General features: G+C 74.3%; 11 protein-coding genes. 5 read left to right on the top strand and 6 right to left on the bottom strand.

The features are described 5' to 3' along the window. Positions 1-173: 173 nt before the first annotated feature. The 5 genes from HDA31_RS15140 to HDA31_RS15120 all read left to right on the top strand — a co-directional run bounded on the left by HDA31_RS15140 (position 174) and on the right by HDA31_RS15120 (position 8,175). The gene (locus HDA31_RS15140) at positions 174-638 is read left to right on the top strand and encodes a hypothetical protein (protein WP_178064725.1); all 465 of its coding nucleotides are present in this window, start codon (positions 174-176) and stop codon (positions 636-638) included. Beyond that, entirely contained in the window at positions 620-3,754 is a 3,135-nt protein-coding gene (locus HDA31_RS15135) for a M48 family metalloprotease (RefSeq protein WP_178064726.1), read from the top strand. Before HDA31_RS15140 ends, HDA31_RS15135 begins: the two co-directional genes overlap by 19 nt. A 413-nt stretch (positions 3,755-4,167) precedes the next feature. Further along, on the top strand, positions 4,168-5,289 hold the full coding sequence (locus HDA31_RS15130; RefSeq protein ID WP_376701386.1) for a cellulose binding domain-containing protein: 1,122 nt from the start codon (positions 4,168-4,170) through the stop codon (positions 5,287-5,289). Between the two features lie 222 nt (positions 5,290-5,511). Next, the gene (locus tag HDA31_RS15125) at positions 5,512-6,735 is read left to right on the top strand and encodes a multidrug effflux MFS transporter (RefSeq protein WP_178067396.1); all 1,224 of its coding nucleotides are present in this window, start codon (positions 5,512-5,514) and stop codon (positions 6,733-6,735) included. 78 nt (positions 6,736-6,813) lie between these two features. Further along, positions 6,814-8,175: a glycoside hydrolase family 43 protein gene (locus HDA31_RS15120; RefSeq protein WP_178064727.1), complete on the top strand. Its 1,362-nt coding sequence runs from the start codon at positions 6,814-6,816 to the stop codon at positions 8,173-8,175. A gap of 104 nt (positions 8,176-8,279) precedes the next feature. Here HDA31_RS15120 and HDA31_RS15115 read toward each other — a convergent pair whose 3' ends face one another. From HDA31_RS15115 to HDA31_RS15090, 6 genes are all read right to left on the bottom strand, one after another. Further along, the gene (locus tag HDA31_RS15115; protein ID WP_178064728.1) at positions 8,280-9,854 is read right to left on the bottom strand and encodes a DHA2 family efflux MFS transporter permease subunit; all 1,575 of its coding nucleotides are present in this window, start codon (positions 9,852-9,854) and stop codon (positions 8,280-8,282) included. Between the two features lie 254 nt (positions 9,855-10,108). Further along, positions 10,109-11,185, bottom strand: coding sequence for a hypothetical protein (locus HDA31_RS15110; protein ID WP_178064729.1), 1,077 nt, complete (start codon positions 11,183-11,185; stop codon positions 10,109-10,111). Between the two features lie 170 nt (positions 11,186-11,355). Beyond that, positions 11,356-13,485, bottom strand: a complete 2,130-nt coding sequence (locus HDA31_RS15105; RefSeq protein ID WP_178064730.1) for an alpha-glucuronidase — start codon at positions 13,483-13,485, stop codon at positions 11,356-11,358. Beyond that, a complete protein-coding gene (locus tag HDA31_RS15100; RefSeq protein WP_178064731.1) occupies positions 13,482-14,174 on the bottom strand; it encodes a hypothetical protein in 693 nt (230 codons plus the stop codon). Before HDA31_RS15100 ends, HDA31_RS15105 begins: the two co-directional genes overlap by 4 nt. Next, positions 14,171-15,757 carry a GH39 family glycosyl hydrolase gene (locus tag HDA31_RS15095; protein ID WP_178064732.1) on the bottom strand — a complete coding sequence of 529 codons (1,587 nt, stop codon included), beginning with the start codon at positions 15,755-15,757 and terminating at the stop codon, positions 14,171-14,173. The genes HDA31_RS15100 and HDA31_RS15095 overlap by 4 nt, the downstream gene beginning before the upstream one ends. A gap of 93 nt (positions 15,758-15,850) precedes the next feature. After that, positions 15,851-17,488 (bottom strand): ABC transporter substrate-binding protein, encoded by a 1,638-nt coding sequence (locus HDA31_RS15090; protein ID WP_178064733.1) that lies wholly within the window; start codon positions 17,486-17,488, stop codon positions 15,851-15,853. Between the last annotated feature and the right edge of the window lie 24 nt (positions 17,489-17,512).

Here is a 17,512-nt window from a genome sequence, read left to right as displayed (position 1 = left end):
GCCGCAGCCCGCCTGACATCGGAAGCCGTCATCCGCCCGGGGGCCGCCAGCCGATCGGCTGCGTCGACGGTCGGCCGATCCGGCGGACGCGAGGGCTGTGTCGGTCAGCCGACACCTCGCCCCGCGCCGCTCTGCCAGGCTCCCCCTGACTCCGGATTCAGGGGAGAACGTTGGTGCCGGTCACAGCACAGCGCAAGGTCATCGACATCGCCCGCGACATCGTCGCGGAGGTGGCACCGGACGAGTTGGCGGACTTCGACTTCGTGGCGACCGCCTACCTGCGCGACCCGGCCGCCGCCCGCCGGGCGCGGCGGGCCGGCGCGGAGCCCACGGCCGCCGGCTGGGAGGAGGCGGGCCAGGCCGTCGGCGTGCTCGCCGCGGCCGTGGTCGTCGACATCTGCAAGGACCTCGTCGTCGCCGGCGCGAAGGCCGCCGGGCGTCGCTACCGGGCGGCGGGCTGGTGGCCGTTCCGCGGGCCCACCGTCGACGAGGACAGCGTCGCCCCGCCGATCCCGCCCGGGCAGGAGGAGCGGATCAGGGCCCTGGCGGCCGGGCGCGCCGCCGACCGGGGCGCGCCCGAAGCCCTCGCCGCCGACCTCGCCGCCGTGCTGGTGAAGCGGTGGAACGCCCGGCCGTAACAGACCCGGCCGCCGACCGGGCACGGCTGAACCCGTTCACCCTCCCGCCCGCCACCACCTCGCTGTTCCTGCTGCTGATGACGCTGACCCTCAGCGCCGCCGCCTACACCTACGACGCGGTGGCCGGCGGCCTGACCGGCTGGGAGAGCAGCTACCGGCGGTGCGTCGCGGCCGCCGACACGGCGGCCGCGACCGCCTCGCCGCAGCGGGTCACCGACGACTACCTGGCCTGCAACTCGGCCGTCGACGTGCGCCGCGCGGGAGTCGGCCTGGGCGCGGCGACGCTGGTGGCGACCGCGATGTTCGTCGGCTACCGGCGGCACCCCCGCCGGCTGATCCGTCGGCAGGGGCTGCGCCCCCTCGACCCGGCCGTGTACCCGGTCGCGGCGCGGGAGGTCGCCCGGTTGGTCGACGAGGCGCGGGTGGCCCGCCCGCCCCGGTTCGTCGTCAACCCGTACCGCACCGGGCCGGGCGGCCGGGCCTTCGGCTGCCACCCCCACTACCACGTACGCCTCAACCGGGGGCTGCTGCACGACACCAGCGACGACGGCCTGCTGGCCCTGCGGGCGGTGGTCCGGCACGAACTCGCCCACCTGCGCAACCGCGACGTCGACCGCACCGTCCTGGCGCTGCTCAGCGGCTGGGCGTTCCTGCTCGTGGTGGCCGTGCCGCTGCTGGCGTTCGTGGCCGTCCGGAGCCCCGCCCTGCTGTGGCCCGTCGGGTGGCGGCTCGCCGTCGCGGTCGCCCTGCTCTGGCTCGTCCGGGCCGCGGTGGTCCGCGCCCGGGAGCACCACGCCGACGTGCGCGCGTCGGCGACCGGCCCCGACCGCGCCGACCCGCCCTTCCACCCGCCGGCCTTCCCGGAGCGCCGGCCACCGGCGGGTGGGCCGCTCGGGCCGGCGCGGCGCGCCTGGTGGCGGCTGCTGCGGCTGCACCCGACCAACGCGGACCGCGCCGAGGTGGTACGCCGGCCCGAGGCGCTGCTGCGTGCCGGAACCGTCGAGGCGCTGGCGGCCGGCGTGACCGTCGGCGTCTCGCTGCCGTACCTGAGCACCATCACCACCAACCTGCTCGGCGGCGACCGGCTGCACGGCCTGCTGCTGGCCTCGGCGCTGCTCGGCGCGCTGACCGTGACCGTCGTCGGCACCGGCCTGTGGCGGCAGGCCCTCGTGTCGCTGGTGGCGGGCACGCCGCTGCCCACCGGCGTGCGCCCTGGCCTGGCGCTGGCCGCCGGCATCGCGGGCGGCGAACTCGTCGCCGCGCCGCTGAGCGACGACGCGACCTGGCCGTCGATCCTGCGGCAGTTCCCGGCGCAGGGCGTGCTCGCGCTGGCGCTGCTCGCCCTGGGCTGCCTGCTGTTCGCCCGCTGGTCGGTGGCCTCGGCGGCGGCGTGGCTGCCGTCGGCGGCCGGCCGCACCCTGACCCCGGTCGTCCGCGCGGGGCAGGCGCTGGCCGCGCTCGCCTTCGGCGCCGGCCTGACGGCCTGGTCGACGGGGACCTCGGTGGCCGCCACGGGTCTGCCCGTCGCGCTGCCCGTCGGCGTGTTCGGCAGCGCGCTGGACCCGTGGGTGCTGCTGCCGCTGCTCGCGGCGGCGGCGTACCCGCTGACGGCCGCCGCGCGGCGCGGCGGGGCCCTGCGGGCGGTGCGCCTCGACCGCGCCGACGCCGCGGCCCTGCCCCGGCCGCGCCTCCGGCCCGCGGTGGCGCTGCTGCCGCCCGCGCTGGTCTTCGTCGTCGCGCTGGCCGTCAACAAGGCCAGCTCCGGTGGGCTGCTCATGGCGGCGGCGACCTGGCTGGGCCGCGAGCAGGACCCGGGCAGCTACCAGCGGGCGCTGCTCAACGCCTACGCGCTGCTCGGCGTCGTCGCGCTCGCGCAGCTCGTGGTCGCGTTCGTCGCCGCGGCCCTCGGCGGCCGGGCCGACGTCGGGCTCGGTCCGGCGCACGCCCTCGTCGCGGCGGTGCTCACCGGCTACGCGCTGATGTCCGTGCTGCTCACGATCACGTTCGTCGAACTCTGTCTGGGCACCGGCTGCGGCGACGTCTACCAGGGCGTGCTGGCCACCGGCAGCGCGTACACCGCGGTCGGGGTGGTCGGCCTGGCGGCGGCGCTCGTGGCCGGCACGCTCGTGGCGACGGTGGCCCGGCTGGCGCGGCGGCGTCGCGCGCGGTGGCCGCAGGGCCACCCGGCGGGGCCGGCCGGGCTCCGCCGGGGCCGGGGCTGGCCGCGCGCCGTCGTGGCCGCCGTGACCGGGCTGCTCGTGCTCGGTTACGCCGGACCGGTCGTCGCGATGTGGCTGGCCACGAAGGGGTTCCTGCCCCGCCGTGGCGGGGCGCTGGTGCCGGAACAGGTCGTCGCCGCCGCGCCCCCGCCGGCCGCCGGCTCCGTCGCCGCCGCCGACGCCTGCCGGTTCGCGCAGGCCGCGTCAGGCCGCCTGCTGCTGGTCGACCAGCGGGCCGTCGCCCACGTCGAGGTGGGCCGGCGGGCGGCCGGCTCCGACGCGCCGGGGCTGCGCGCACTGGGCCAGGTGCTCTACGACGGGACCCGGCGCGGCGAGGCACGGCGCGAGGACCCGGCGGAGGTGGCCGTCACCAACTACTGCCGGTGGCTGCCCGCCACCGCCGGTCGGCCCGGCCCGGCCGCCCCACCGCCGCCGGTCCCCGTCCCGTCGGGGCCGGTGCCGACGCCGGCCCGGCTGGCCTTCGGGCAGACGTACGCGTGGCCCGACGGCGTCACGCTCACCCTCGCCGCGCCGCAGCGGGTCCAGGTCCAGGGCGCCTGGTACGCCCTGGTGATCGCCAGCCTCACCAACGGCCGCCCCGGGGCGCTGGACGTCAACGAGTTCTCCTTCCGGGGGCTGGTCGACGACCGGGTGACCCCGGCGATCGTCGTGCCCGACCCGGAGCACCCGAACGCCGGCCCGACGGTGGACGCGGGGGCGGTGCGGCGGCTCAACTACGCCTTCCTCGTCCCCGCCGACGCGGCGCGGCTGCGCATGGAGATCTTCCACCGGGCGCGCGACGCGGAACGGCCGGCGGTGGTGTTCGACGGGCCGCTGGGCGCGCCGCCCGACCCGACCCCGCAGGTGTCCGCGCCTCCGTCGCCCACCCCTCGTTGACGCCGGTCCCGCCGCGCCTCCTGCGCGCCCGGCACGCGCTGTTCCGCCGCCGCAGCCGGTGCCCGGTCCCGCCCGCCGCGCGCCTGGAAGTATCGCCAGCTGACGATCCATTGTGGGTGTTAGCGGTAACACGTTATGGTGTCGGCGGCCAGGGTGAAGGGCACGCTCCAGCCACGGGCCGCCGGTCGTCCGTCCGGACACCGGGGCCGGCGGCGCAGCCGCACGGGCACTGCTGACGGTCGGCCTTCCCCTGCCGTACCCGGCAGTTGCGGTGGCGCGCCGACCCGCCGTGCCGCCGTTCATCCCCGCCCGCCGTCTGCGGGCGGACCTCGACGGGGCCGACGCCGCGCCCGGATTCCGCACCTCGCCCCGGCACGTCCCTCGCCCGGGCAACCACCATCGGGAGGATACGCATGACACGAAGAAATCGCCTGTTCGGCGCCGCGGCGGCCGTCATGGCGGTCGTCGCCACCGCCGTCACGTTCGCGATCGCCCCCGCCAACGCCGAGTCCAACGGCGGCGTCCGGGTGATGCCGCTCGGCGACTCGATCACCGACGGCTTCAACGTCCCCGGCGGCTACCGCATCGACCTGTGGCAGAAGTTCGCCGCCGGCGGCTACCGGATCGACTTCGTCGGCTCGATGTTCAACGGGCCGGGCAGCCTCGGCGACCACGACCACGAGGGCCACTCGGGCTGGACCATCTCCCAGGTCGACGCCAACGTCGTCAACTGGCTGCGGGCGACGACCCCCCGCACGGTGCTGCTGCACATCGGCACGAACGACATGTACGGCGACCCGACCGCCGCCGCGTCCCGCCTGTCCACGCTGATCGACCGCATCACCTCGACCGCGCCGTCGGCGGACGTCTTCGTCGCGACGATCATCCCGCGCTCCGGCACCGAGAACGCGGTGCGGACGTACAACGCGGCCATCCCGGGCATCGTGCAGAGCAAGGTCAACGCCGGCCGCCGCGTGCACCTCGTGGACATCGGCAGCGCGCTGACCTACGCCGACCTCGCCGACGGCATCCACCCCAACGCGACGGGCTACGGCAAGATGGCCACCGCCTGGTACAACGCGCTGCGCGCGGTGCCGGGCAGCATCGGCGGCACGCCCCCGACGACGACGCCCCCGACGACCACGCCGCCGCCCACGACGCCCCCGCCGACCACGCCCCCGCCCACCACCCCGCCGCCGACCACGCCCCCGGCGTCCGGTGCGTGCCGGGTGGCGTACACGGTCAACGCCTGGGGCAACGGCCTGACCGCGTCCGTCACGATCACCAACACCGGCACAGCGGCCGTCAACGGCTGGGCCCTGGCGTTCACGCTGCCGGCCGGGCAGAGCATCACCGGCGGCTGGAACGCCACCTACACGCCCACCAGCGGCGCGGTGACCGCCCGCAACGTCTCCTACAACGGCAGCGTCGCGCCGAACGGGTCGGTGGAGATCGGGTTCCAGGCGAACCACACCGGCAACGCCGGCAAACCGTCCTCTTTCACCCTCAACGGCGCCGCCTGCTCGACCGTCTGACGCCCGGTGGGCCCTCCGCGCCCGTAGTGTTCGCGGGGGGTCCACCGCCCTGTGACCTGCGTTACCTGTCGCCGGACGGGGAATCAGCAGCCGGGCCCCGGATTTGGAGCCTGTTGTGACAGTTGCATCATTTCCCGCCCGGCTGCGCGCCGGCCGTGCCGGAGCGTCCCGATGAAGGCCGCCACCGTGGCGACGGCGGCCCCGTCGACGCCGGGCGACGCGATGGGACGCCGGCAGCGCCTGCGGCTCGTCCTCGTGCTCGGCTCGCTGATCGCGGTGGGCCCGCTCACCATCGACATGTACCTGCCCACCTTCCCGGCGCTCGTCGCCTACTTCCAGACCACGTCGGCGGCGGTGCAGCTGACCCTCACCGGCACGCTCGCCGGACTCGCCGTGGGCCAGCTCCTGATCGGCCCGCTGTCCGACGCGGTCGGCCGGCGCAAGCCACTGATCGCCGGCATCGCGCTGCACATCGTGGCGTCGGCGCTGTGCGTGGTCGCGCCGAACGTCGCCGTCCTCGGCGCGCTGCGGGTGGTGCAGGGCCTGGGCGTCGCGGCGGCCTCGGTGGTCGCGATGGCCGTGGTCCGCGACCTGTTCAGCGGCGCGGCCTTCGCCACGCTGCTGTCGCGGCTGCTGCTGGTCATGGGGGCCGCGCCGATCCTCGCGCCCACCCTCGGCGGCGGGCTGCTGCGCTGGACGGACTGGCGGGGCGTGTTCGTGGCCCTGGCCGTCTTCGGGGCGGCGCTCGTCGTGGTCGCCGTGTTCGGCCTGCGCGAGACGCTGCCGGCCGAGCGGCGGCGACGCGGCGGGGCGCTCGCCACCCTGGCCGTGTACGGGTCGCTGCTGCGCGACCGCACGTTCGTCGGCCTGGTGCTGGTCGCCGGCCTGGCCATGGCGGCCCTGTTCGCGTACGTGGCCGGGTCGTCGTTCGTCCTGCAACAGCAGTACGGCCTCGACGAGCAGCAGTTCGGGCTGGCCTTCGGGGCGGGCGCGGTGGGGCTGATCGGGGCGACCCAGTTCAACGTGCGGCTGCTGCGTCGCCACTCCCCGCAGCGGATCCTCGTGGCGTCCCTGGGCGCGGGGACCGTGGCGGGGTTGGCGCTGCTCTTCTTCGCCGTGACCGGCCTGGGCGGGCTGCCGACCCTGCTGGCCTCGCTGTGGGCGGTGCTCGCCGCGGCGGGGCTGGCGATGCCGAACGCGCCGGCGCTGGCGCTGTCCCGGCACGGCGAGGCGGCCGGCACCGCCTCCGCGCTGCTCGGTGCGGTGCAGTTCGGCGTCGGCGCGGTGGCCGCGCCCCTGGTGGGGATGCTCGGCACCGGCGCGGTGGCGATGGCCCTCGTGGTGGCGGGCGGGATGGTGGCCGCCACGGTGGTCCTGCTCGTCGTCGTGCGGCCGGCCCGGCTCGCCGGCCTGCCGGCCGACGCGGTCGTCGTGGCGGCCCACTGACTGGGCACGATCTCGTTGTCACCCGGTCAGGGGAGCGTTAACATCGAGTAACTTCGATTGTTGACGTGGGGGTGGCAGATGTTCCGAACCGTCCGCCGGTCGTGGCGTCGGGCGGCGCTGACGGCCGCGACCGTCCTCGCGTCGCTCGCCGCCGGGCTGCCGGCCGTCGGGGTCACCCCGGCGGCCGCCGCGCCCCCCGCCGGGCAGACCTCCCGCTACACGATGACGGCGTTCACCAACAGCAGCGAATCGAACATGTACGTCTACGAGTCGGCCGACGCCACCGGCTACCGGCTGCTGCGCGGCCCCGCCTACACGCCGCCGACCGGGCTGATCCGCGACCCGAGCATCATCCGGCACACCGACGGGCGCTACTACGTCGTCTACACCACCAACTGGACCGGCAACACCATCGGCTTCGCCACCAGCACCGACCGGGTCAACTGGACGTTCCTGCGCAACCACACCATCCCCATGACGGTGCAGAACACCTGGGCCCCCGAGTGGTTCGTCGACAGCGACGGCAGCGTCAACGTGATCGTCTCGCTCTCCACCAACGGGGCCGACTTCAAGCCGTACCGGCTGCGCGCGACGAACTCCTCGCTCACCGCGTTCGCGACACCCACGCTCCTTGCCGGGATCGGCCCCAACCACATCGACACGTTCGTGGTGAAGGTCGGCGCGACGTACCACGCGTTCGCCAAGCAGGAGACCACCAAGTACATCGAGCACGCGACGGCGAGCAGCCTGAACGGCCCCTACACCTTCGTCGGGACCGGCGACTGGGCCGGCTGGGGCGGCCCGCGCGAGGGCCAGGCGCTGGTGCCGCTCGACAACGGCGGCTGGCGGATCTACTTCGACGGGTACACGGTCGGCAAGTACTACTTCAGCGACAGCTCCGACGGGCTGCGCACCTGGACCCCGCCGGCCGAGCTGCCCGGGCTGTCCGGCTTCGCCCGGCACTTCACCGTGCTCCGCGAGACGGTCCCCGGCGGCGTCACCCTGCCCACCGGCGGCCGGTCGTTGCAGTCGGTCAACTTCCCCGACCGGTACGTGGCCCGCCGCGCCGACAACCTGGGCTACCTCGACCCGGTCTCCACGGCCAGCCCGGCGCAGGCCCGCCAGGACGCGACCCTCACCGTCGTCGCCGGGCTCGCCGACGCCAACTGCTACTCGCTGCGCACCGCCGACGGCCGGTACCTGAGGCACTACGACTACCGGATCCGGGCCGACGCCAACGACGGCAGCGCGATCTTCGGGCGGGACGCCACCTTCTGCGCCCGGCCCGGCTCGGTCAGCGGGGCGGTGTCGCTGGAGTCCTACAACTTCCCCGGCCGCTACCTGCGCCACTACGACTACGCGCTGCGCATCGACCTGTACCAGGACACCGCCGTCTTCCGGGCGGACAGCTCCTTCCGCCCGGTGGCCCCGCTGGCCTGAGTGCCCGGCCCCGCCGGGTGGGCGCGGGCCGGGACGCCGTCGCGGCGTGGGACGAGACGCCCCACGCCGCGACGGGTGGATCGGTGGACCAGCGGTTCAGTGGATCAGTGGATCAGCACCGGGGCCGGGGCCTGCTCGTCGTCGAGCAGGTGGGACACCTGACGCCGGCGGGGCAGGAAGAAGGCCGGCACGAACGTCACCAGCACCAGGGCGAAGCCCACCCAGAAGGTCGTGGCGAACGAGTCGGCGACGAACTCCAGCCCCCGCTGGAGCAGCCCCGGGTCGACCGGGAACTGCTGGGCCAGGTCCGGGTTCTGCTTGACGGCGATGGCCAGCCCGGCCTCGGTGACCGGCGCGCCCGTGTTCGGGTCGACCGCCCCCGGGATGACCGGCGCGTCGTTCAGCTTGCTGGTGAGGATCACCGACATGATCGCCGAACCCACCGACCCGGCGATCTGCTGGAGGATGTTCAACAGCGTGGAACCCCGGGCCACCTCGTGGTTGGTCAGCGTCTTCAGCGCCGAGGTCATGATCGGCATCATCGTGCCGCCCATGCCCAGGCCCATGACGAACAGCGAGCCGCACAGCAGCAGGTAGGACGTGTCGGTGCCGACCTGGGTGAACGCGAAGAAGCCGGCCGCGATCAGCACCAGCGCGAACGGCACCGTCCGGCCGACCGGGATCTTGTCGGCCAGCATGCCCGCGATCGGCATGGTGACCATCGCGCCGATGCCCTGCGGGGCCATCAGCAGGCCGGCGTCGAGCGTCGACTCGCCGCGCACCTGGAGGAAGTAGCTCGGGAACAGCAGGCCGGCGCCCATGAACGCGACCATGAAGACGGCCATCGTGACGGACGCGACGGTGAGGTTGCGGTCACGCAGCAGCCGCAGGTCGAGCAGCGGGTGCTTCGGCTTGAACGAGTAGACGACGAACGAGACGACCAGCAGCCCGCCGACGAGCATCGGCAGCCACACCTTCCGGTCGGCGAACGTGCCGGTCTCGGGCAGCGACGACACCCCGTAGAGGAAGAGGGCCAGGCCCGGCGAGAGCATCAGCATGCCGACGAAGTCGAACGACTCGGACGGCTCCGGGGCGTCCTTCGGCAGCGCCCACTGCGCGTAGGCCAGCGCGACGACGCCGATCGGCAGGTTGATCAGGAAGATCCAGTGCCAGCTCGCCACGTCGATCAGCCAGCCGCCCAGGATCGGGCCGCCGATCGGGCCGAGCAGCATCGGGATGCCCAGCACCGCCATCAGCCGGCCGATCCGCTCCGGCCCGGCCGCCCGCGTCATGATCGTCATGCCGAGCGGCATCAGCATGCCGCCGCCGAGGCCCTGCAACACCCGGAAGCCGATGAGCTGGCCGATGGAGTCGGCGGTGGCGCACAGGCCCGAGCCGAGGGTGAACAGCACGAGCGCCGCCATGTAGAGCCGCTTCGTGCCGAACCGGTCGGCGGCCCAGCCGGTCAGCGGGATCACCGTGGCCAGCGCGAGCGTGTAGCCGGTCATCGTCCAGGCGACCCGGGCGTAGGAGGCGTCGAACTCGGTCTGGAACGTGGGCAGTGCCACGCTGACCACGGTCACGTCGAGGATCGACATGATCGCACCGAGGACCACGACCCCGGCGATCTTCAGTACGGCGGCGTCGAGCTTGGCCGGCGCCGCGGGTTGACTGCTCACGGAATCTCCTGATGAAGCTGGCGGATGCCGCCGATCGGCCGCGTGCCGCACCTCGGGCGGCAGCACGTTGTGGGTTACCTGTCGGGCGGGGCTGTCGCACACGGCGGCCCCGTGCGCCCGGTTGGATGCAACCGCCCCCCTGGTGGACGCGCGGCCACGCGAACGCACCGCGAAACGGTAACAAGGTGGTCCACGGTTTCACGCGCCCAATACGGCCGCGTGAACTGTGGTTACGATCACGGCAGCCGGGGCGGTCAGCGGGTCGGGCAGCCCTCGCCGGAGAGGCTCTCGATGATCGTGCCGGTTTCCGTGTAGAAGCAGCGTGACCGTCCCTCGCCGCCGGTGAGCAGCGGAAGCCCGTCCAGTTCGTCCACGGTGAGGGTCCCCCGTCGGTCCTGCGACAGCCAGTCGATCTCCAGCCGCCAGGAGAGGACCTGGGGCTGGCCGGACTGCGCCCGCACGGGCAGCACCGACACCGACCTGGTGACGGCGAGCGGGAAGCGGACGCCCCCGGTCGATCGGGCGGGCTCGGCGTCGAGGTCGAACCGGAGCTCGTCGCCCCCGGGCTCGTCGCCCCCGGACCTCCCGCAGGCGACGCCGACGGTGGTCGAGACCTCGGGCGGCTCGCTCCGCCCGGCCACCGCAGCCCGGATGCCCGTGACGGTGACGGTGGCATCCGAGCGGGACCGCAGGGTCAGCGTCACCCAGGAGGCGCCGGTCCGGGCGCCGCCGAGCCGGGTGAACCAGTCGGCCCAGTCCCCGGACGTGTACCGCCGCGGCGGGGCCGGAAGCCGGGCGGGCGACGTCGCGGCGAGCACCGTGCCGTCGCACCACGCCCAGTCGACCGCGGCGACGACCGCGAGCGGCGGCGGCTCGTCGACCGGGGGCGGCGCGTTCAGGCTCGACTGCGTGGTCGTCGCCACGGTGCACGAGAGGATCGTGGTGCCCACCACACCGGCGGTGAACCCGAAGGTCCGGCTGCGCTGCCGCGAGCGGGGGCCGCCGCCGGTCCCGGTGCCGCCACCTCCCGGGGCGTTGCTTCCCGGGCCTGCGCCGTCGCCGGGCCCCGCCTGCCGGTCCCGCCGGCGCGGAAAGAGCGACACGAGGCCGAGGAGCACGCTGGAGATCCCCGCGAACAGCCCGAACACGCTCGCGTACTTGTCCGCCCGGTCGATCCCCTCGGTCGCGAGGAAGACGATGGTCACCGGCACCAGGAAGACGAGGGCAGCGACGAGCACGACGAGCAGGACGCGCGGCCGGTCGCCCGTGGCCCGGCGACCGTCGTCCTCCGGCACGGCCGGCAGCGGGTCCGGGCCAGCGGGTTCGATCACCGTGCGAGCCTAGGCAGGCGGGCGGTGTCGTGGGAACGTCGTCCTGGCCGCCCGCCGGCGTCGCCCCGGGCCCGCCGCCGCGCGCTGGGCCCTCCGACCTGCGGGAACCCGCGCCGGGGCGGGGCGGCGGCGGGGAAGCTGTCACATGATTGACAGCCCGCCGCCTGCGTTCAGTGGATCGTCCGCCCCCGCACGTCCGGCACCCCGGACTTGCGGAAGAAGTACGTGTTGATCTGGTCGCGCCACTCGATCGCGCAGCGCAGCTGCTCCTCCAGGCGCTCGGCCACCCGGGCGTGCACCGCCGGGTCGATCACCCCGGCGAGGCGTCGCCACCGCTGCCGCATCCCGGCCACCTGCTGCACCCCGGCGAAGTGGGTGTCGTAGATGTGCTGGATGACGGTCGACCCGCTGCGCAGCACGTGCCCGTACGGGACGTGGTGGAAGAAGAGCAGCAGCTCGTCGGGGCAGTCGGACAGCGACTCGTACACCTGCGACCACGGCGGCGGATACTGCCCGGTGAAGCCGGTGCCGGTGGCGCGCGTGCGGTCCACGCCCACCCCGTCGCGGTCGGCGAAGTGGTAGGTGCCCCACCGCGAGTACTCGTAGCCGTCGACGTCGGGGCCGTAGTGGTGGCGGGCCGGGCTGACCATGAAGCCGACGCCCAGCGGGGCGGTGTACCGCTCGTAGGTGCGCCACGAGTCGTCCATGACGGCGTGCAGCGTCTCGCGCACCAGGGCCGGGTCGCCGACCGTCGACGCGGGGAAGGTGAGGTCGATCCACTCGTCGAGGACGGCGACCGGATCGAGGCCGGGGTCCCAGGCGAGCCGGCCGTAGGCGTACAGGTTGGCCTGGGCGAGGGGGTGCCCGGTCCAGAACGGGTCGTCGCCCACGTTGGCCACGGCGGCGAGGCCGCCGCCGGCCGCCGGCCCCGGCCCGGAGCCGGCGGCCACGTCGGCGACCGTCGGCCCGCCGGGCCCCCACGGCGCGAACGTCAGCGCCTCGCTCCAGCAGGGCGCGAGATAGCACACGTGCTGCTGCTGTCCCGTGTACTCCTGGGTGACCTGGAACTCCACCGCGAGCCGGGTCGCCGGCATCGCGGCCAGCACCGGCGACACCGGCTCCCGCGGCTGGAAGTCGATCGGGCCGAACTTCGCCTGCACCACCACGTTGTCGCGGAACCGGCCGTCGAGCGGGGCGAAGTGGTCGTACGCGGCCCGCGCCCGGTCGGTCGAGCGGTCCCGCCAGTCCTGCCGGTGGTTGTAGACGAACGCCCGCCAGTGCACCACGCCCCCGAACGGCGCGAGGGCCTCCGCGAGCAGGTTCGCGCCGTCGGCGTGGTCGCGCCCGTACGTGAACGGGCCCGGCTGCCCCTCCGAGTCGGCCTTCACCACGTAGCCGCCGAAGTCGGGGATGCGCGCGTAGACGCGGCGGGTGGCGGCGGCCCACCACGCGCGCACCGCCGGGTCGACCGGGTCGGCGGTCGGCAGGCCGCCGAGGACGACGGGCGCGGCGAAGGTGACCGACAGGTGCACCCGCACGCCGTAGGGGCGCAGCGCGTCGGCCAGTTCGGCGACGTCGCCGAGGCGGTCGGTGAGCAGCCGCGCCTCGGTCGCGTGGACGTTGACGTTGTTCACCGAGATCGCGTTGACGCCGCACGCGGCCAGCAGCCGCCCGTACGCGCGGACCCGGTCGAGGTCGCGGCGCGCCGCCCCGGCCCGCCAGAAGATCGACCCGCCCGCGTAGCCCCGCTCGACCTGCCCCATCACCGGGTGCACGTCGACGTTGTCCCAGTGGTCGAGCATGCGCAGCGCCATCACGGGGGCGTGCCGCCGGACCGGGTGGTCGCCCTCGAACGCCGCCGCGCCGAGACGCACCAGGTGGAACAGCCCGTACAGCAGGCCGGCCGGCGCGTCGGCCAGCACCACGGTGACGCCCTCGGCGCGGGCCAGCGCGAACCCCTCGCCGCCCAGCGGCCCGTCGGCCCCGGCCGCCCGGGCCAGCGCGGTCGCGGCGGCGGGCAGGGGACCGGCGTCGCGCAGGGCGAGCACCAGGTCCACCGCCCGGTCCCCGGCGGTCCGGTCCGCCCGGCCGCCGTGCCGGGCGCAGGCCCGCTCGACCTCGTCGAAGACGGTGTCGACGAGCACCCCGTCGCCCCGCACGAGGACGCGGCGCGAGCCGAGCGGGGCGAACGCCTCCGGCGGCAGCCAGGCGGCGTGCACGTCCCCACCGCGGCCCGCCGGGTCGTCGCCGGCGGCGTGGCCCGCGGTGGCGGGGCCGGTCGTGGCGGAGGGCAGGCTCATGCGGTGAACTCCTCGCGGATCGTCTCGACCATCGGGGCGGCCACGCGCAGCAGCGCGAGGGCGCACACCGAGCCCGCGAGCGCGAGCACCGCCTCCGAGGTGACCGCCGTGACGGCGGCTCCCGCCACGAGCACCAGGGCCGTGCCGATGCCCACCCCGGGGGCGCGGACCGTGAAGTGCAGGGCGAGCCGGGCGACGTCGCGGGCCCGGAACGCGAACAGGGAGGTGATCACCAGCGCGTTCACCCCGACGAGGGCCGCCAGCGCGGCGACGCCGACCAGCGGCACCGCCCACCACCGGGGCACGCCCGCGACGTCCAGGTGGGCGAGGTTCACCGCGACGACGGTGAGCAACGCCAGCAGCGGCACCCAGATCCGCAGCACCCCCGCCAGGTTGGCCCGGTAGCCGCGCCGGAACGCGGCGGCGGGCCGCAGGTCGGTCAGGTCGGGGCGCTGGTGGTGCAGCGCGTACAGCGCGGCCGACAGCGCCGGGCCCAGCGGCAACGCGCAGGCGGCGTAGAGCGGGATGTTGCTCGCGTCGGCGTCGAGCAGGACCAGCGGCACCAGGCCGGGCAGGCAGGCCAGCAGCAGGAGCAGCTCGACGACGAGCAGGGTGTAGACCCGCGCGGCGGACCGCGACAGCGGGCCCTCGCCGAACTGCCGGGCGGCCCGCGCGGCGTCGCCGCTCACGGCCGCCCTTCCCCGCCGGCCGGGACGCCGCCGCGTCGCCCGTCGCCGTCGTGGCCGCCGACGCCGCGGCCGGGCAGGCCGAGCAGCCGGTCGTCGTCCCACCACGGAGGGGTCTCGTCGCGCACCGCGTCGATCTCGACCAGGGTCACCTCGTGCCGGGCGAGGGTGAGGTCGACCTCCACCCGGCCGCCCACCACCGGCAGGCTCCGGTGGCTGCGGGCCGGCTCGGCGGCCTCCCGCAGCGCGTCGAGCTGGCGCGGCCGCGGGGACCGGGGCCGGCCCATCTCGGCCCAGGCCGCCTGGACGTTGCCCGCCTCCTCGCTCACCGACGAGCGCGCCAGGTACGCCGACGTCGCCCCGGGCGCGTCCAGCGGCACCGACAGCGCCAGCGTGTGCCGCTCGGGCACCGGCGCGCGGCCGGTGACGTCCACCGGCGCCCACGCCAGCACCGTGACCCGGCCGTCGGCGTCGCGGGTGACCAGGTGGTCCGCCCCGCGCGCCAGCACCGCGTCGCCCATCCGGGCCAGGAACGCGTACAGGTGGTAGGTGGGCTTCTTGAGCTGCCGGTGGGTGAGCAGGCCGAAGCCGCCGTGCAACAGCGCCGTCGGGATCCCCGCCTCCTCGAACATGTCGCTGAACGTCCAGTACGAGAAGGAGTCGACCAGGTCGCCGCCGGCGGCCACCACGGGGGCGAGGTAGGCGGCGTGGAACGCGGTGTCGTGGATCGGGTTGTCGGGCCGGTAGGAGGAGTTGAACTCGGTGATGTGCACGGGCAGGTCCGCCAGGGCGGTGCCGGCGAGCAGCCGGCGCGGCGCGGCGAACTGCTCCAGCAGGTGTTCCGCCGGGGCGAGGGTCTGGTGGGTGCCGAACGGCACGTGCTGCGCCGGGCCGGAGGTGTAGGCGTGCCGGCTGACGAAGTCGCACGGGACGTCGCGCGCGGCGACGAACTCGGCGAAGGGCACCAGCCACTCGTCGGAGCCGGGGGAGATGGCCGGCCCCCCGACCTGGAGGGACGCGTCGACCTCCTTCACGGCGTGCGCCGACACCTCGTACAGCCGGTGGTAGGCGTCGCGGTCCGCATCCTGCCAGAAGGCCGTCAGGTTCGGCTCGTTCCACACCTCGATGGGCCAGCCGCGCACCTCGTCGAGGCCGTACCGGTCGACCAGGTGCGCGACCGTGGCCCGGACCAGGTCCGCCCACTCCGTCCAGGACGCCGGCGGGGTGACGTTGCCCTGCCACCAGAACACCGTCTGGTCGCCGGAGGCCAGGCCCGAGGGCATGAAGCCGAGCTCCACGAAGGGCCGGATCCCCAGCTCCAGATACGCGTCGACGACCTGGTCGACGTACGTGAACGAGTGCCGCACGCGCCGCGAACCCGCGTGCTCGTAGGGGCGGTGCACGCCGACGCCGTCGCTGAGCAGGCCGTGCCCCCGGATGTGCCGGAAGCCGATGTCCCGCTGGACGAGCGCCAGCGAGTCCTGGTAGTCGCGCCGCAGCGCCAGCTCGAACCGGCCGGTGCCGACGCAGGCCCGCCAGGCGTCGGTCAGCCGGCCCGTGGGCCGCTCGGGTACGTGGATCCGCATCTCGTCCTCGTCCTGCTCGTCGTGCTCGTCGTGCCGGCCGGGCCGCCGGTCCCGGCCGGACCCCGGTGGCGGGGCCCGGCCGGGACCGGACGGTCAGCCGTTGTCCTTCTTGAACCGCTCGTACGCCTTGTTGACCACGTCGATGTACTTGTCGGAGTTGCGGGCCTTCAGCTCACCGACGTAGGCGTCCCACTCGGTCAGCGGCCGCTGGCCGAGGATGAACTTGAGCGTGTTCTGGGTGACGTAGTCCTTCAGCGGCGTCTCCCACAGCGACACCTGCTCGCGCTCGGCGTCGGTGAGCGGGGCCGGCGGCGGCACCTCGATCGGCTTTCGGGTGTTCATCACCTTCTGGAACTCCAGCTCCTCGGGGGAGAAGAAGGACTGCACCAGGTCGAGCTTGCCGCCGTAGGCGAAGACCCCGTTGGCGAAGCCGAAGTCCTTCTGCAGGTGCTTGGTGCCCTTGGGGTTGAGCCCGATCATGTCGACGTCGGGGGCGGGCATCCGCTTGCCGGCGGCGTCCCTGACGAACGTGGTGCCCTCGATGCCCCACTTGGCGAACTCCTGGCCGGCGTCGGAGTAGTAGAGCCAGTCGAGGAACTGCATCATCGCCACGAAGTTCTTGCTGTCCCGGGCCTTCTTGGAGATCATCACGCCGTTCTCCAGCCGGGAGGCGGGGTTGATCTCACCGGCCGGGCCGACCGGCAGCGGGATGTTGACCAGCTTCGCGTTGGGCAGGGTCTTGGCCAGGTCCGGCCGGTAGTCGTTGACCAGGGTCTGCGCGTTGCTGGTGATGACGAAGGACTTGCCGTTGGCCAGCTTCTGCCGGGCGGCCTCGTCGCTCTGGGTGAAGCTCTCCGGGTCGAGCAGCCCCTCGGTGACCAGCTTGTTGAGGTACTGGACCATCTGCTTGTACTGCTCGGTGGCCCCGGTGTAGACGAACTTCCCGGCGGCCGGGTCCCAGGTGTTGTGCTGGAACGACCAGCCGGCCTGGGTGCCCCACGAGTTGCCGGCGATCCGCAGCAGCGCGCCGGCGGGGTTGGGCTTGCTCCACCGGTCCGAGTACGGGTACGAGTCCGGGTACTTCGCCTTCATCGCCTTGAGCACCGTGTAGAGCTCGTCCCAGGTCTTCGGGACCGGCTGCTTGAGCTCGTCGAGGATGTCGGTGCGGACCGCGACCGTGTATTCCTGCCAGGGCTTCTCGTGCAGGCCCGGCAGCAGGTAGAACTTGCCGTCGGACTGGCGCAGCGTGTCGATCTCCGGCTTCAGCCCCCACTTGTCGATCTTGTCTTTGAGGTTCGGCATCAGGTCCAGGTAGTCGCTGACCGGCAGGATCGCGCCGGACGAGACGAACTGGTTCTCCGCCGGGTGGTAGGTCTTCGGGATGATCAGCGGGGCGTCGCCGGCGCCGATGAGCAGGCTGCGCTTCTGCTCGTAGTCACTCAGCGGCACGGCGACCGGTTCGAGCTTGACGTTCGTCCGCTTGGTCAGCTCCGACCAGAACAGCCACTCGTTCTTCAGGGGGTAGTTCGGGTGGTTGTTGTAGAGGATGGAGAAGGAGAGCGGCTCGGTGGCCGTGAACTGGGTCCCGACGCCGTAGTCCGCCATGGCGCCGGCCCGGTTGCCGGACAGGTCCTTGGCGTCGCCGGCCTCCTCGGAGGAGCAGGCGACGAGGGTGAGGGTGAGCAGACTGGCCGCGGCTATGGCCGCGCGCCGCCACGTTCTGTGGAGCACGGCTCGTCCTTTCCGAACGGTGGT

The sequence above is a fragment of the Micromonospora carbonacea genome (assembly GCF_014205165.1).
GTDB lineage: Bacteria > Actinomycetota > Actinomycetes > Mycobacteriales > Micromonosporaceae > Micromonospora > Micromonospora carbonacea.
This window is presented reverse-complemented; position numbering and strand designations above follow the sequence as displayed.

Coding starts and splice junctions, on each gene's coding strand:
- HDA31_RS15130 (WP_376701386.1), top strand. CDS start 4,168: ATGACACGAAGAAATCGCCTGTTCGGCGCCGCGGCGGCCGTCATGGCG.
- HDA31_RS15125 (WP_178067396.1), top strand. CDS start 5,512: ATGGGACGCCGGCAGCGCCTGCGGCTCGTCCTCGTGCTCGGCTCGCTG.
- HDA31_RS15120 (WP_178064727.1), top strand. CDS start 6,814: ATGTTCCGAACCGTCCGCCGGTCGTGGCGTCGGGCGGCGCTGACGGCC.
- HDA31_RS15105 (WP_178064730.1), bottom strand. CDS start 13,485: ATGAGCCTGCCCTCCGCCACGACCGGCCCCGCCACCGCGGGCCACGCC.
- HDA31_RS15095 (WP_178064732.1), bottom strand. CDS start 15,757: ATGCGGATCCACGTACCCGAGCGGCCCACGGGCCGGCTGACCGACGCC.